The sequence below is a fragment of the Silvimonas sp. genome (assembly GCF_031291215.1).
GTDB lineage: Bacteria > Pseudomonadota > Gammaproteobacteria > Burkholderiales > Chitinibacteraceae > Silvimonas > Silvimonas soli.
Genome location: NZ_JARLJK010000066.1, coordinates 303628 through 319327, shown reverse-complemented (window position 1 = coordinate 319327; position 15700 = coordinate 303628). Strand labels below are relative to the sequence as shown.

Sequence of the window (15700 nt, the reverse complement as noted above, 5' to 3'; positions counted from 1 at the left end):
GTTGCGGTCACCCGAGCGGGCAATGGCCGGTTAGCCTTGGCCAGTCGGGCTGAACTGCCATGGGTGCAATGTCAGAAATTCCGCCGCCAGGCCGCTGGCGCCATCCCAGAAAATTTGCGCACCCAGACACAGCAAAATAAACGCCGACAGCCGCAGAAACACGACGGTGCCGGTTGAGCCAATCAGCTTGAGCAAGCGATCACCATAGCGGTAGCAGACATAGATGATGGCGGAAAGGACCGCTACACCGATGGCGCTGGCCAGTTGTATATCCCACTGATGGCGGTCCTGGCCGCGTATCCCCACCCCAAGAGTAATCGCGACGGTGATGGAGCCGGGGCCGACCGTAAACGGAAATGTCAGCGGATAAAACGCACGCTTCTGCAGCTCAGCGGAGCGGCGGGCATGATCACTGGCATTGCCAATGGGCTCACTTGCGCCGCCCGAGTCTTCCGGACTATTGAGCAGCTTCCAGCCCGCAGAAGCGACCAGCAAACCACCACATACCCGCACAATGGGGATTGAGACCCCGAAAAAATCCAGCACATACGAGCCGATAAACATGCTGAACAACAACAAGCAAAAACAGAAGAACGCAATCCGTCGCGCCAGAATCGCCCGCTCTTCTGAGGTATAGCGCTCGGTCAGTGACAAAAAGATCGGCATTGCCCCAAGCGGATTCAAAATGGGAATCAAGCCCACAATCACCAGGATGATCTTGCCAAGGAACATTGCGAAGAATTGCTGCATGGACTAACCCAACGTCATGAAGTGTGGATGACAATGCCCGGATTGTAGTTGTGTGGCGTCCGCTTTGTAGCGGACAAACTGCGGAACGCCCCAAAAAACCGGAGTATCCGGGGCGAATGCCAAAAAATACCCGCTGGCTGGCTGTTTTCGAATGACGACGAACGGCATGGATTGAGCATTTCCGCTGCATATTTTGCGTCGGGCAGATACAATTTAGCGCTGAAGCCACCTGAATGCAGGTGGCTCGATTTTTATGGAACCCCGGGAGCAATAGATGGCCATCACCGTCAACGGCGTCGAAATTACCGACGCCATGATTGAAGCGGAACTGCCGCACCACGAGGACGCACCGCGTCCGGTCGATGGCGCAGTGCAAGAACTGATTTTGCGCGAATTGCTGCTGCAGGCAGCCAAAGCCAAGGGTCTGGATGTCGCTGTGCCGGAAGAAGCCATCGGCACGCTGCTGCAAGGCGAAGTCAAATCTGAAGACGCCACCGACGCAGAATGCGAAGCCTTCTACGCCGAAAACCCGCAAGCGTTTGTGCGCGGCGAACAAGCCGAAGCCAGCCATATCCTGTTCACGCCAGAGAACGGCGTTGAGCCGTCGCTGTTGCGTGCCAAAGCCGAACGCATTCTGGCTGAAGTCAAAGCCCAGCCGTTTGCATTTGAAGCGCTGGCCAAAGAGCACTCGGCTTGCCCGTCGGGCAAACAAGGTGGTGCCTTGGGTCAATTTGGTCGTGGCCAGATGGTGCCGGAATTTGACGCTGCCGTATTCGGCCTGGGCGAAAACCAGCTGTACGACGGTCTGGTAGAAACCCAGTTCGGTCTGCACATCATTCGCACCGGCAAGAAAACCACTGGCGAGACAGTCTCCTACGACGAAGTGAAAGATCGTCTGGGCGAGTTCCTCACCGAAAGCAAATCCCGCCGCGCCATGCATGAATACCTGCAAACGCTGGTACAAGCTGCTGACATTCAAGGTTACGAACTCAAGCCGATGTCGGCCTGATTTTTCGCCTGACGGCAGCCAGACGCCGCACCCTGAGCAAGGGGCGGCGTTTTTTATTGCCGACTGGTGAGAAGTCATTCGTTCGAGCTATCAATCCCCGGTGGCTTTATCGGCCGACGCGGGTCAGTTCTAACAACAGCGCGACCCACAAATCTGGCTGCGCTGGCAATACCTCCAATGGCTGCCTTCTGCCCACTCGCGCTGACGCGTATCATCAACGGTATTCAAACGACATGACTGAGCTGCATGCAAACCGTCGATCAAGCGCTCTCGCAATTGCTGGCCACAGCCCGCCCTCTGACTGAGACCGAAACAGTCGCGCTCGCCGCCGCGCATGGCCGCGTACTGGCCGCAGAAGTGGTCTCACCCATTGCGGTGCCGGGGTTTGATAACAGCGCCATGGATGGTTACGCGCTGCACGTACCGGATTTTGCCGTGCCACCTGCCGTGTTCCAGCTCACCCAGCGTATCGCCGCTGGTGAAACCGGCAGCGCCCTGGGTGCGGGTGAGGCGGCGCGGATTTTTACCGGCGCACCCATTCCGGCCGGGACCAATGCGGTCGCCATGCAGGAAGATTGCACCGTGGTGGATGGCAAGGTGCAACTCAGCCAGCCGCCACAACAGAACCAAAACATTCGCCGCGCCGGTGATGACGTTCGCCAGAGCGGCATCGTGCTGGCCCGGGGCGCCTGTCTTGGCGCTGCCCAACTGGGTTTGCTGGCCTCTATCGGCGTGGCGCAAGTAACGGTTGTTCGCCCTTTACGGGTGGCACTGCTGAGCACCGGCAGTGAACTGGTCGAGCCAGGGCAGCCCTTAGGCGCGGGACAAATCTATAACAGCAATCGTTACCTGCTTGCAGCCATGTTGCGTGAAGCAGGGTGTGAGGTTACCGACTTTGGGATCGTCGCCGACACACTGATTGCAACGCAAAACACACTGCAACAGGCCGCAGCTGGGCACGATATCGTAATGACCAGTGGTGGGGTTTCGGTGGGAGAGGAAGATCACGTCAAGGCCGCCGTCGAAAGCCTGGGTCAACTTGACTTGTGGAAAATCGCCATCAAGCCGGGTAAACCGTTCGCGCAAGGACGCATTCGCGGTGCTGACGGTAGCGAGGCCGATTTTATCGGCTTGCCAGGCAATCCGGTCTCCAGCTTTGTCACTTTCTTCGTCCTGGTACGGCCTTTCCTGGCCAAGCGACAAGGGCGGATTGGTGCAAGTGAACCCGCTCAACTACAAGTGCCTGCCGGGTTTAGTCGGCCTGCTGGCGCGCGTCGTGAATACCTGCGAGTACGCATTGAAGCCGGAAAACTGGTGCCTTTCGGCAATCAAGGCTCGGGCGTGCTGACATCAGTTGCCGCATCAGATGGCCTGGCCGTAGTGCCAGAAAACATCCCCGTTGCGGCAGGGGACCTCCTGACCTTTTTGCACTACGACTTGCGCTTGTAAACATCATCGGAAGACATCGCCATGAAACACCTGGAACTACGCTACTTCGCCCGCCTGCGTGATGCGCTGGGCACGGAGGCAGAAACCGTAAGCGTGCCGCTGGATGTCGCCAGCGTGCGCGATCTGGTTGCCTGGTTACGCCTGCGTGGCGGTGCGTGGGATGAACAATTCAGCGGTGCCAGGCCGTTTCGTGCGGCGATTAACCAGGACATGGTGCAGCTGGATGAGCTGATCCCCGATCACGCCGAGGTCGCGTTGTTTCCACCGGTTACCGGAGGCTAAACGTGAACACCACGCCGCAGGTGTACATCCAGGTGGGCGAGGCCGATTTTGATCTGGCCAGCGAATATCAGGCCGCCCAAGCCATTCCGGGTTCCGGCGCCATTGTGGCTTTTGCCGGGCTGGTGCGGGACTGGCACGGCGGCCGCGCTTTACGGCTGGAGCATTATCCCGGCATGACGCAAAAGGCGCTGGCGCACATTGTCGACCAAGCCGCCACCCGCTGGCCGCTTAACGCCGTGCGCGTTATCCACCGCGTCGGCACCTTGCAGCCAGGTGAGCAGATTGTGTTGGTTATCACCGCCAGCGCGCATCGGGTTGCAGCGTACGAAGCAAATGCCTTTATCATGGATTACCTCAAAACCGAGGCCCCGTTCTGGAAGCAAGAGATTGGGGACGCCGGAGCCAATTGGGTAGAAGCACGGGCCAGCGATGACGCGGCGCGGCAACGATGGGAGCAAAACAGTGACGATTGATGCAGTGATTCTGGCCGGAGGCGAAGGCCGTCGCATGGGTGGGCAAGACAAAGGGCTTGCTATGCTCAACGGCCAGCCGCTGGTGGCATGGGCGGCTCACGCCTTGTCGCAGCAGACCCATCCCATCGGCCAGGTGCTGGTCAGTGCCAATCGCAACCTGGCGGATTACTCACGCTTTGGCTTTCCAGTACTGCATGACGTTTACACCGGCTTCTGCGGCCCGCTGGCAGGCATTCATGCCGCGATGCTCGCCTCGCCCGCGCCATGCCTGTTGGTGGTGCCATGTGATGTGCCGCAACTGCCGCATGATCTGTTGCAACAACTGGCCAGCGCGCTGAATGCGCATCCGCAAGCACAAGCCGCAGCCGTCAAAACCGCCGAGCGGACCCATCCGGCGCTGTGCCTGGTCAAGCGCAGCACCTTGCCCGGGCTGGTAGAGCGTTTGTCGCAGAATCAATTGAAACTGGGCGACTGGCTGGAAACACTCTCTCCGGTGTGGGTCGAGTTTCCCGATTCTGCCTTCCCCAACCTCAATTCGCTGGATGCGCTCAACGTCGCCGCCACCCAGTTGGCTTACGAACCCCCGCCAGTTGCCAACGGTGGTCTGACACACTTTGATGCCAGCGGCCAGGCGCACATGGTCGGCGTCGGCGCCAAACCCGAAACCACGCGTCTTGCCCGCGCCACCGGCGAAATCACCATGCAACCCGCCACGCTGGCGCTGATTGCAGGCGGTAACCACAAAAAGGGTGACGTGCTGGGCATCGCCCGCATCGCCGGCATTATGGCCGCCAAAAAAACACCGGAACTGATTCCGCTTTGTCATGCCATCGCGCTGACTAAAGTCACGGTCGACTTCCAGATCGACACCCCTCGCAATACCGTGATCTGTGAAACCACCGCCGAAACCGTCGGACGCACCGGCGTAGAAATCGAAGCCCTCACCGCCGCGCAAATTGCGCTGCTAACTATCTACGATATGTGCAAAGCGGTGGACCGGGGGATGGTCATTAACGGCGTGCGGCTGCTGGAGAAACAAGGCGGGAAATCGGGGCATTGGGTGGGGGAATGACTGGCGGCGTTTAGGCGTCCCTGGCTGGCACCATTGACGCCATAAATATGCACGAATTGCCGCAAATCTGCCCAACACCCTCAGACTTAAACCCGGCATTCCCGTTTGAGAAACGGGTTGGCTTGCTCGAATAGATTCTTTAGCGCCAGATTGAATGAATTGTTAATGGCCGACTCGCTGTTGGTCCAGTTCACGCTCACATCGACGCCTCGTAAAGTGGTGCTCGCCAAGAGGCCATCCTGTGCATCGACTACATCCAGTTTCATGACAATATTGCTGACGTGCGAAACCGACTGCGCATCAATATAGAATTTTTTCAAATGCAATTTTATGCTGGATTGCGCCCCGGCAGTATTTGAAACCTGATAGTAGGTTTTGGGCAATTTCAGAAAGCCATTGTGTATAAGCTGCGGGACGTTCTCTGCCACGATTTCTGTCCCATATGGCATCCCCAACGTTTCATCAGCTTTTCGTTCGTCTGCGATTCCGGCAAAGGTGATAGGGCAAACTCGCTGAACGGTTGTTTCTCGCGCGGAAGTAATATCGTTTGCCTGGTAATCAGAATTGAGGGTGGCTTTAGGCGGTGCAGCACAGCCAGCAAGGCTCGCGATCAAACATGGAATAAGCAGTTTTTTCATAGTATGAACCGGGCAGGTAGCATCAACATCCAGGCGCACCAAGGGCGCCTGCATGGTTTCGCCCAGCAATATTATTTAACGACGACCACCACCAGCGAGCCCAGCTTGTCGCGGGTGGCAGACATTTTCTGACCATCGATATCCGTCAAAAATGCGTCCGGCTGTTGGGAAATCGCACCCGCTACTACTGGCGTATTGGCAGCGATAAAATCGCGTGCCAGCAAACTGGCAACGACATCTACGCCATGATCAAGCGCCTTGCGTGCCAATTCGCCCCCGTTGGCTGACCACAGGGCAATGGCCGCCGATCGATCTTTGATATCGCCGGGCAATGTTTCATGAAAGACAACGCGATCACGATAAATGGAATTAACCATCAGCGTTTTCATGGCGCTGGGGTCATTTACTTTACTGGTTCCCTGGTACAAGCTCAATTGCAAGGCTTTCAGTTCATCGGTGTTGGGGAATGCATTGGCATGACCAATAACGGTTATGGTCTTCATGTCTGGCGACAATTCGTAGGCAAAAGCGATGGTGGTGAACACATCCTTTTTGGATTCGGCAATGGCTTTTTCTACATTTTGATTGGTGACCTTGGTCAGCAACATGACGTTCTTTTCGGCAATCCACGAGATGTTGCCGGTTTCACGTTTTACTGCTTCCATGGCTTGATCATTAAAACTGTAATCAAGTAATGCATTGCGCAAAGGCACAATCAAATGCTGCGCGTCATCTTCACGGCTGTTATTGACTGCTGTATCGATCAAGGCAAACAACAACCCACCACCGGCTGCAGCGGTCAGATTTGAATTGTTAATAGAGGCATTCAATTCTTTTTGCGAAATAAGTACTTCAATGTCTGAGTTTTTTACTTTCTGCACGGCGGCAGCAGGCATCGGTTTAAATGCCGGTTGCACGGCGCAACCGGACAACAACGCCACCGCTGTTGCGAAAGGAACGAGGAAAAACCGCATTTTTGGCTCCGGCACAATTGTTTATAATTGATTTCTAATCTAGTCAGATTTTAGATGACAAAACCCTTACATGCTGCGGATTTGCGCTGCCGTGTTGTTTGAAAGGCACAGATGACAATTCATCTGCCAAAATCGCAGTCATGGGCCGGCAAACTCCGCCCGTGGCCGGATCAACTGGCCGCTTTCACGCTGTTCCAGTACATGGGCAATCCAGCCCACGCAACGGCCCATGGCAAACAGTTTTAGCGCGCTGCCAGCGGGCAGTTTGCCGTAACGCTCCAGAGCCACCAGTGCCAGATCAAGTGTGGGATATCCGCCTTCGCTGCTTTGCGCGGACTGGATCAAATGGCTCAGTCTGGAGTCATGCGGCATCTTGTTAAGCAAATCGCGGGCGCGGGGGTCGCCATCGGGATATAGCGGGTGTCCAAACAATTCGGCCATGCGGCTAGCCTGGTCGATTTTGACTTCATCATCATCCGTTGAGTCGGCGCTATCGAGCAACGTTGCCAGTACTCGTGAAACCTTCTCTGTCATACCGCCGTGACGTGGGCCGCTGAGTGCGGCTAGCCCGGCTTGCAGGCAGGCAGCCAGGCTGGCGCCCGTGGACGCGGTGACGCGCACGGCAAAGGTTGAGGCATTCAGTTCATGATCGGCGCACAACACGAGCGCGCGCCGGATCAGCTCCGCCAGATGAGTTCGCCCCCAGCCTTGCGCTAACGCTTGGTGTACCGGCAAGCCGGGCGCGCCGCCCAAGGCCAGGCAAACCGTTCGCATCAGGGCGATACCTTCCATGGCTTGAGCCGCGACCGGAGCATCGATCGGCAGCGCCTTGTTGGCGGCGTGCAGGGCCAGTGCAACAGTCGCTCGTTGCAGTGCGGGCAACCGGCCAGGCAGGCGGGGTAAAGGCGCGTCTTCGGGCACCCAGTCCAGCGAAGGTTGTTCCCACAGAATGGCTGCGGCTTCTTCCAGCGACGCAAATTGCGCCAGGGCAATCGCGTCATGACCGCGATATTGCAGCTGCTGGTTCTCAATGCGCGTGATGCGCGTACGCAGCACTGGCAAGCCCCAGTCCAGCGCGGTTCTTGCTGCCTCTTTGGGGCGGCGCTGACGTTGTTTGCGGGCCAGATAGGCACTGATGTCACTCTCTACATACCAGCGCTGGCGCGGGTCAGCAGCTGGCCCGGCGGTGCGGATCAAACCCCGGCTGACATAGGCGTAGAGCGTATTCAGGCTAATGCCAAGGCGGGCGGTAGCAGTGCGAGCGTCGATCAAGCCACGCGGTGGTGAGGTATCCATAAGCTAAATATATTGATTTATGTATTCAATATTTTTATTAAATCAATGTATGGATAAGCTGTCCACGTCTGCATGTATTTGAAGGAGATGAATAATGGCAGCGGGACTGGATGGGATCATCGCCGCGCAAACGCGCTTGAGTCACGTTGACGGTGAGGCGGGACGTTTGATTTTGCGCGGCCACGAACTGGAAACGTTGGCCGGGCAGTGGCGTTTTGAGCAAGTCACTGCATTGCTGTGGCGCGAGTTGGTGCCGCATGCCGCGGATTTATCCGCCGATCTGGGTCGTGGTCGGATGCGGGCGTGGCAGCATTTTTCTCCGCTGCTGCCCACGCTGAATGGCATGTCGGCCATTGAAGGCATGCGTTTCTTGCTGGCGTTACTGCCGGATGAGCCCGCTGATGCCAGTCTGTTGCTGGCGGCAGCGGGTGTTGCCATGGCGACAAGCATCCGCAGCGCGCAAAACCTGCCCGCACTGGCTCCCGATGCCGCGCTCAGCCACGCTGCTGATTTGCTGCGCATGTTGCGGGGCAAAGCGGGAGATGCGGCCGAAGTTAAGGCATTTGAAACCTATCTGGTCGCGGCGGCGGATCACGGTTTGAACGCGTCGACTTTTACCGCGCGGGTAGTTGCATCAACTGGCGCTGGTTTGGTCTCGGCCGTGGTGGCCGCAATGGGCGCATTAAAAGGGCCATTGCACGGCGGCGCACCAGGGCCAGTGCTGGATATGCTCGATGCCGTCGGCCAGGCGGACAAAGCTCCGGCGTGGATTGATGCGGCTATTGCACGGGGTGAGCGGCTGATGGGATTCGGGCATCGCATCTATCGGGTGCGCGATCCGCGAGCCGATGTGTTGAAAACAGCCGTGAACGCGCTGCGTGGTCGCAATAACCGCATCGCCTTGGCTGAAGCGGTGGAACAAGCGGGTCTGGCGGCCTTGGCCAGACACAAACCCGGGCGGCGGCTGGATGTGAATACCGAGTTTTACACCGCGTTGTTGCTGGAAGCGCTGGATATCCCGCGAGCCGGATTCACGCCCGTATTTGCCGCTGCCCGTACTGCGGGCTGGATCGCGCATGCTTGTGAACAGCAACTGGATGGACGCTTGTTACGACCCGCTTCGGAATATATCGGGCCCATGCCGCAGGCCGTGGCAGCGAGTGAATGGTCAGAAGCTGGATAGATTCGGCATAGCCCGGCAGGGCAGTAACCATCTGTCATTGTGGCTCCAACATCTGCGAACTCAGGTGTGGCATTGGCCGTGGCATGGTGGATTGTCCCGGTTTCCTGGGCCGAATCCACCCTACGTCTCGGCATGTAATCGCGGGTGATGTCGCAGACCAAGGGACGCTCTTGGGCAGGTTCCACTCACCCTACGCAGCCGGAAGAGTGGAGGAAGACGGTGTTCAGACCATGTCGCAAGAATACCCTGATGCCTCATCATTCCCGCGCAGGCGGGAATCCAGAGGCTTCGCTAACCATCGTCGCTGGACCCCTGCCTGTGCGGGGATGACGAATTGGGATGCGTAGCCCTGCCCGGGGTTGCTCAAGTCCTAAGTACTGAGACAAGTCCCTGAAAACAACAAAGCCCCTTGCGGGGCTTTGTTGTTGGTTCAGCTGCACAAATCAGATCAATCAGATCAGGCCGGAATAAAGCTGCGGATATGCGCCATCAGCTCGTCTTCCTGATACGGCTTGCCCATGAACACGTTCACACCCAACTCGGCCGCGTAGTTGCGGTGTTTGTCGGCAGTACGTGAGGTGATCATGATGACCGGAATGTGGCGGGTGTCATCGTTGGCGCGCACGTTACGGGTCAGCTCAAAGCCATCCATCCGTGGCATTTCGATATCCACCAGCATCACCGCCGGTTTGATGTCCTGCAACTGCTGAAGGGCGTCTACGCCATCTTTGGCGGTCAGCACCTGGAAGCCTTCGCGGGTCAGCAAGCGGCTGGCGATCTTGCGCACGGTCAGCGAATCGTCCACCACCATGACCACCGGTGTGGTTTGCAGTTGTTCCGGCGCAATCGAGATCGCACCGGCTTGCTGAGTCGCCACTTCACCGCGTGCCAGCAGGGCCAGCGGATTCAGGATCAGCACGATATCGCCGTTACCCAGCACCGTGGAACCGGCCACGCCTGGAATCCGCGCCAGTTGCGGGCCGATGGATTTCACCACCACTTCCTGGTTCTTCACCAGTTCGTCCACGTGTAACGCCATGCGGTTGGCACCGGAGCGCAGCAACAGCACGGTAGAGAAGCGCTTGGTTTCCGGCATGCTCGCGCCATCACCCAGCAAACGCGGGAAGTACGAGAACGGATAGCGACCACCGAGCCAGTCTTGCGAACGGGTTTCGTACAAGCGAGCCAAGGCTTCTTGCTTCAGTTCCTGTACCTGTTCGATCATCACCGACGGAATCGCGTATTGATGATCACCAGATTTGATCAGCAGCACTTGCGTTACGGCCAGGGTCAGCGGCAGGTGAATGGTAAAGCTGGTGCCTTCGCCGGTGACGCTATCGACGTCGATACGGCCACCGAGGTTACCGATTTCGTTCTTCACCACGTCCATGCCGATGCCGCGACCGGAAATCTGCGTCACGGTAGAAGCGGTGGAGAAACCTGGCTCAAAGATCACCTGCATCAGATCGCGGTCAGCCACGGTGACACCGGCTTCGATCAGCCCGCGTTCCAGCGCCTTGGCGCGAATCCGCTCAATATTCAGGCCTTTGCCGTCATCCTTGAGCATCACTACCAGTTCGTTGCCTTCCTGGCGCACTTCAACCTGGACTTCACCAAACTCGCTCTTGCCAGCGGCAGCGCGTTCTTCCGGTGTTTCCAGACCATGGTCAATGGCGTTACGCAGCATGTGCTCGAATGGCGAAACCATTTTTTCCAGCACGCCACGGTCAATTTCCACGCGACCACCGCGCAATTCCAGGTTGACCTTCTTGCCCACCTCTTTACCGGTCTGGCGGGTCAGGCGATACAAACGGTCAGAGATGCTGGAGAACGGCACCATGCGCACGCGCATCAGGCTTTGTTGCAGTTCTTTGGTCATCCGGGCCTGCGCGGTCAGCGCGGCGGCGGATTCATCCACGTTTTTCAGCAAGTTATGCTGAATGGTTGCCACGTCGTTCACGCTTTCGGCGATGAAACGGGTGACTTCCTGCAGACGGGTAAAGCGGTCGAATTCCAGCGGGTCGAACGACTGGTTCGATTCCTGGAATTCACGCGTGCGCGCCTGCATTTGCGATTCGGCCTGGATTTCCAGTTCACGCATTTGCGTGCGCAGACGCGTCACGTTTTCGGTCAGATCCAGCAAGGAGCTCTTGAGCGCCAGCATTTCCGATTCGATGCGCGAACGGGCAATCGACACTTCACCGGCCTGGTTAACCAGATTGTCGACCAGTTCAGAGCGCACGCGAATGGTGGTCTTGCCTTCGGCATCCGGCGCGGCAGCCAGCAATGGTTGCTGCGCAGTGCGGTTTTGCGTAGCGGCAACCGCCTGCGCGCTTTGCCCAACCACATCAGACGGCTTGGGCGTACGGCCAGCCAGTTCGTCGAACAACAGGTTGATCAGGTCATAGTCGGCTTCGAGCTCATCGACCAGCGGGCCAGATACCGCCGCGCCGCTCGCCAGCAGGCGTGATTCCATGCGGTGAGTCGCCTCACCCATGCGCATCGCGCCCGACATCCGTGCGCTACCTTTGAGGGTATGCAGAATGCGTTTGAGCTTGTCGGCGTCTTCAGCCTCGCCTTCGCGCAGGCCGCGCAGAGCGCCGCCGATTTGCGGCAGCAGCTCATCGCCTTCTTCCACAAACACCGGCAGCAACTGATCGTCAATTTCATCGGTCAGTGTTTGATCCAGCTCGGCTTTGCGTTCGGTCAGCGAGTGACCCATGCCCAGCAGCACTTCGGGCAGCGAGTCATGCGCAATGGCCAGCGGGGTCAGCAGTTGTTCCAGTTCGGGCGAAGTGTGATCTTCGACGACCAGATCGCTTGCTGCAGGCTCTGCCAGCAATTCGCTGATCGCAGGTGTCACCTCATCAACCGTTACCGGTTCGATTTCGGCGGCAGGTTCTTCGACGACTTCTGGCTCGGCATCGGCGACCACGGCTTCCAGCGGCGCTTCTTCAGCAACCGCTTCTTCTTCCGCAGCCACCTCGGCAATTGCCGGCTCGACGTGTTCAGCAGTAACGGTGTCGGTAGCGTTCGTCGCGACCAGCTCAACGACGGTTGTGCCGTGAGTCGCCGGTGCGTCAGCTTCTGCCAACGTCTCTTCATGCAAAGCAACGTGATCAAGCTCGGCGGCGTGCTCTTCCAGTGCTTGCGGGAACGAAGTCAGCAACAGCTCGTCGGCAAACTCCGGTGTTTCAGTGGCATCGACAATTTCGTGTTCAGCCGCTTCAGCCGCTGAGTGATCTGCAAGCTCGGTGAACTCCGTGGCTTCAGGAACCACCAGCGCGTCTGCCGTAGCCACAGGCTCAACCGATTCAGGCGCGCTGAGTTCGTCCAGTTCGCCCAGATCATCCAGGTTCAGTTCGTCCAGCGACAGCTCGCCGATATCCAGTTCCAGCGATTCATCAGTGGCGGGCGCCGCGAAGTGCAGGGCGTGATCCAGTTCCACCGGAGCGCCGTCAGCATCCAGCTCAGCGCCATCCAGCAGCGCCAGAGCGGCCAGTTCGTCATGGTCAGGTTCGGTTAGCTCGAACTCATCCAGATTGATCTCGCCGAGCGACAAGGCATCGGCGCTGGCTACGCTGTGGCTGGCCTCGGCCTGCGCTGGCTCGACTTCATCCAGCGTGAGTTCGTCCAGATTCAGCTCGGCACCATCTTGCGGCAAAGCGCCGAAAGAAATTTCTTCATCCAGCGAAATCGACAGCGGTTCGTCGCTGGCGGCCAACGCGGCGATTTCTGCGGTGCCGGTGCCTGGGTCACGCTGCGCAAAAATCTCCTGCAGCATGGTTTCCAGGCGGTTCACGGCAGCAATTTGCGGTTCGGTAGCGTCTGGGTTGGATTTTTGCAGCGATTGTTCCAGCGCATATGCCAGATCGCCCAGACCGCTAAAACCGGCAGTGGCTCCAATGCCACCCAAGGTATGTGCGGCCAGCAAGAACGCGGGCGGCTGTGCGTCGCCTTGTTCCAGCGCGGTGCGACCTTGCGTGAGTGTCTGCAGATGGCGCGCCGCTTCGTCGCAGAAAATACCGAACAAGGTGCGGGACACCGCGACATCGCCAATCTGGATATCGTCGGCTTCGACTTCGACAACCGGCTCACCCGCCATATCGACGGTCAGTGTGTCTTCTTCTACGGACTCAACGACGGGTTCAGCTGCAATCTGCGGCTCAGTGGCGACAGGTTCAATTACCGGTGCATGGACCACAGGCGCAACGGACGGCGCAGCCAGCGCAGTACCGTGATCCAGTTGTTGCTTGAGCGCTTCGGCGCGGGCCGTCAGTACGCTTGGGTCTACTTGCGCGCCGCCGGTTTCGGACAACTGCGCCACCCAGCCACGGAAGGCATCGTGGGCGTCGCCGACCAGAGCCAGAACTTCCGGTGTGGCTGGCGTTTCGGCTTGCAGCCATTTGTTCATGACCTGTTCAATGGCCCAGGCTACTTCGCCCAGGTTGAACAGACCGACCATGCGACCGCTACCTTTGAGGGTGTGGAAACCACGGCGAATCACCGTGAGCGATTCGCGATCGTGCGGCGCGTGACGGCTGATATCGAGCTGGCTGGAAATGGTGGCCAGCACTTCGGCCGCTTCTTCCAGATAGACTTCCAGCAACTCGGCATCGACCGCTTCTTCGGATGCGGGCAGTGGCCGGCTTTCTACCGGTTCGCTGATCTCGATGTGTTCCGGCTCGGCGCTCGCGGCTTCGCCCATGGGCGGCTCGGCTTCCAGCGCAGCAGCCAGTTCAGCATGCTCAACGGGTGCCGGCGCAATGCCAGTCAGGCGGGTCAGCATCGGGCGCAACAGCGTGGCGCCATCGTCGCGGCCTTGTTCCAGCCCATCCACATAGAAGCCAATGGTGGAGAACGCTTCGGCCAGTTCTTCCAGCTCGGCGGCTTGCGGATCTTCGGTGGCGGCGGCCAACGCGTGAACGCGTTCGTGGCAGGCCAGCAGTAGCGAGACTGCATCCTGGCAATCGAGCATCATCAGGGCGCCTTGCACCTGATTGATGGTGCCATCCAGACCGGTCAGCGCGGCACGCTGGCTTGGGTCGCGGAAGAAGGCGTCCAGAGTGTCTTCAATATTGCGCAGGTTGCTGCGCATTTCTTGCGCCAATTGCGCGACCAGCAGTTTTTCTTGCGCTTCGCGGCTGACGGCATCCAGTTGCGGCAGATCGATTTCTGCGGCCATGGCCGGGTTAGCCAGGCGCTGCAACATGGCATCGACTTGCGGCGGGAAGTCTGACGATTGCTGCGGGTAAATGGCCAGGGCGCTGTCGGCCAGCAACAGAGCAGTGGCCAGTTCCAGCGCTTCGGGCTCGCTGATGCCGCGACCGGCACAACGTTCAAACACGCCCGATACGCCTTGCCACAGGTTTTGCAGGCCAGGGATATCCAGCTCTTCGCAATGCGCGGCCAGACGATTGATGTCGTTGGCCAGTTGCGGCAGGCGATCTTGCTGACCAGCGGCTACGCGGCTCCACAGGTCTTTGGCGTTGCTCAGTTCTTCACGCAGGGCACGGGCCGTTTGCGCGCGGGCCTGGGCTTGCGGCGACAAGGTGCTGGCACCAGCATCGGCCAGCATGCCTTCCAGTTCGAAAGCCTGTTTCAGGCGCAGTGCCAGATGGCTCTGGCTGCGGTCATGCGCCAAGAGATACAGCAAGTCGCGGAACAAGCGCTCGGCAACGCGGCTGGAACCGTCGGCCAGTCGTCGCAGTTGCAGATTCAGGCGCATCAGCAGCAGGCGCGGGTCCAGATCCGGCGTGTTGTCGTTGCTTGGCAATGCGTCGACCACCGCAGCAGCACTCCACCAGAAGGCGCGCGGCAGCATATTGTTTTGGGCGCTGGCCAGTTCGGTCAGGCTTTTGGCCATGGCGGTGGCACCCGCTGCATCGCGGGCACGCAGCCAGCGCAGCAGGCCGGATTCATAGCGGGTACGTTGCTGTTTCACCCAGGCCGGAACATCGGCTTCGGCTACGGTATGGTGCGGAAAGTCAGCCGGTACCACCAGTTGGCCCAACTGCGGAAAGAACAGTTCGGCGCCACTGATGGTGTGGCCACGCATGGCCGCTACTTTGGACAGTTGTTCGCGCAATACCAGCGGTACGTTCGGCGCACCGGCAGAAATCCGTTCCAGATAACTGATCGTATCGGCGGTAACGGCGATGGCGGTTTCCAGCGCGTGGTTGCCGGTTTCTTCACGGGCCACGCTGGCAACCAGCAGTTCGGCTTCTTCGCAATAACGCGCCAAGCCTTGTAGTTCGACCATTTGCAAGGCGCCTACCGCCTGGTGCAGATGGGTTTGCGCATGCTTGAGCAGAGCGGCGTCCTGGACGCTGCCAAACTGCTTGAGCGCCTCGGCCGCACGGCTCAAGGTTTGTTCAAGCTCTCCCTTGACCCAGATCAGGGAGCCTTGATCGAATTCGGTATGCACGCTCATGAGGATGACCCGGTTCGTTCAAGGGGCCGACATTCTCGCGCTGACCGTCGCGCGCTGACTGAACCTGCCAAAGTACAGCGCAGGGCAGGGCGAAATGGTCATTGCGGTTTGTCAGCCCCTCAAAATTAATGCTGTGGAGCC

11 protein-coding genes and 1 pseudogene are annotated in these 15700 nt (G+C 58.7%); 7 read left to right on the top strand and 5 right to left on the bottom strand.

Features of this window, described 5'->3' with window-relative positions:
* Positions 1–30: 30 nt before the first annotated feature.
* Entirely contained in the window at positions 31–750 is a 720-nt protein-coding gene (locus tag P4L78_RS09370; protein ID WP_283147716.1) for a MarC family protein, read from the bottom strand.
* Between the two features lie 274 nt (positions 751–1024).
* Here P4L78_RS09370 and P4L78_RS09365 point away from each other — a divergent pair, with 274 nt between their 5' ends.
* The 6 genes and pseudogenes from P4L78_RS09365 (at position 1025) to moaC (ending at position 5035) form a co-directional block, all read left to right on the top strand.
* Entirely contained in the window at positions 1025–1759 is a 735-nt protein-coding gene (locus P4L78_RS09365) for a peptidylprolyl isomerase (RefSeq protein WP_283147717.1), read from the top strand.
* 246 nt (positions 1760–2005) lie between these two features.
* Complete coding sequence (gene glp / locus P4L78_RS09360; protein ID WP_309327758.1) at positions 2006–3208, top strand: gephyrin-like molybdotransferase Glp; 1203 nt, start codon at positions 2006–2008, stop codon at positions 3206–3208.
* 21 nt (positions 3209–3229) lie between these two features.
* Positions 3230–3490, top strand: a complete 261-nt coding sequence (locus tag P4L78_RS09355; RefSeq protein WP_309327756.1) for a MoaD/ThiS family protein — start codon at positions 3230–3232, stop codon at positions 3488–3490.
* A 2-nt stretch (positions 3491–3492) separates the two neighbouring features.
* On the top strand, positions 3493–3963 hold the full coding sequence (gene moaE / locus P4L78_RS09350; protein WP_405051521.1) for a molybdopterin synthase catalytic subunit MoaE: 471 nt from the start codon (positions 3493–3495) through the stop codon (positions 3961–3963).
* Positions 3920–4453: pseudogene (gene mobA / locus P4L78_RS09345) on the top strand (molybdenum cofactor guanylyltransferase MobA); the annotation flags it as partial. The gene moaE and the pseudogene mobA, both read left to right, overlap by 44 nt.
* Positions 4454–4567: 114 nt before the next feature.
* Entirely contained in the window at positions 4568–5035 is a 468-nt protein-coding gene (moaC, locus tag P4L78_RS09340) for a cyclic pyranopterin monophosphate synthase MoaC (RefSeq protein ID WP_283151438.1), read from the top strand.
* An 86-nt stretch (positions 5036–5121) separates the two neighbouring features.
* Here the strand turns inward: moaC and P4L78_RS09335 are convergent, their stop codons facing one another.
* The 3 genes from P4L78_RS09335 to P4L78_RS09325 form a co-directional block, all read right to left on the bottom strand.
* Positions 5122–5673 (bottom strand): hypothetical protein, encoded by a 552-nt coding sequence (locus P4L78_RS09335; protein WP_309327754.1) that lies wholly within the window; start codon positions 5671–5673, stop codon positions 5122–5124.
* A 71-nt stretch (positions 5674–5744) separates the two neighbouring features.
* Positions 5745–6647, bottom strand: coding sequence for a hypothetical protein (locus P4L78_RS09330; protein WP_309327753.1), 903 nt, complete (start codon positions 6645–6647; stop codon positions 5745–5747).
* Between the two features lie 138 nt (positions 6648–6785).
* Positions 6786–7943 carry a citrate synthase family protein gene (locus P4L78_RS09325; protein WP_309327751.1) on the bottom strand — a complete coding sequence of 386 codons (1158 nt, stop codon included), beginning with the start codon at positions 7941–7943 and terminating at the stop codon, positions 6786–6788.
* Positions 7944–8037: 94 nt separating this feature from the next.
* Here P4L78_RS09325 and P4L78_RS09320 point away from each other — a divergent pair, with 94 nt between their 5' ends.
* On the top strand, positions 8038–9126 hold the full coding sequence (locus P4L78_RS09320; protein WP_309327749.1) for a citrate synthase: 1089 nt from the start codon (positions 8038–8040) through the stop codon (positions 9124–9126).
* 457 nt (positions 9127–9583) lie between these two features.
* Here the strand turns inward: P4L78_RS09320 and P4L78_RS09315 are convergent, their stop codons facing one another.
* Positions 9584–15559, bottom strand: coding sequence for an Hpt domain-containing protein (locus P4L78_RS09315; RefSeq protein WP_309327747.1), 5976 nt, complete (start codon positions 15557–15559; stop codon positions 9584–9586).
* Between the last annotated feature and the right edge of the window lie 141 nt (positions 15560–15700).

What these genes read in the sequence shown, in the direction of transcription:
- P4L78_RS09370 (WP_283147716.1), bottom strand. Translation starts at nt 750, where the DNA reads ATGCAGCAATTCTTCGCAATGTTCCTTGGCAAGATCATCCTGGTGATT.
- P4L78_RS09365 (WP_283147717.1), top strand. Translation starts at nt 1,025, where the DNA reads ATGGCCATCACCGTCAACGGCGTCGAAATTACCGACGCCATGATTGAA.
- glp (WP_309327758.1), top strand. Translation starts at nt 2,006, where the DNA reads ATGCAAACCGTCGATCAAGCGCTCTCGCAATTGCTGGCCACAGCCCGC.
- P4L78_RS09355 (WP_309327756.1), top strand. Translation starts at nt 3,230, where the DNA reads ATGAAACACCTGGAACTACGCTACTTCGCCCGCCTGCGTGATGCGCTG.
- P4L78_RS09335 (WP_309327754.1), bottom strand. Translation starts at nt 5,673, where the DNA reads ATGAAAAAACTGCTTATTCCATGTTTGATCGCGAGCCTTGCTGGCTGT.
- P4L78_RS09330 (WP_309327753.1), bottom strand. Translation starts at nt 6,647, where the DNA reads ATGCGGTTTTTCCTCGTTCCTTTCGCAACAGCGGTGGCGTTGTTGTCC.
- P4L78_RS09325 (WP_309327751.1), bottom strand. Translation starts at nt 7,943, where the DNA reads ATGGATACCTCACCACCGCGTGGCTTGATCGACGCTCGCACTGCTACC.
- P4L78_RS09320 (WP_309327749.1), top strand. Translation starts at nt 8,038, where the DNA reads ATGGCAGCGGGACTGGATGGGATCATCGCCGCGCAAACGCGCTTGAGT.
- P4L78_RS09315 (WP_309327747.1), bottom strand. Translation starts at nt 15,559, where the DNA reads ATGAGCGTGCATACCGAATTCGATCAAGGCTCCCTGATCTGGGTCAAG.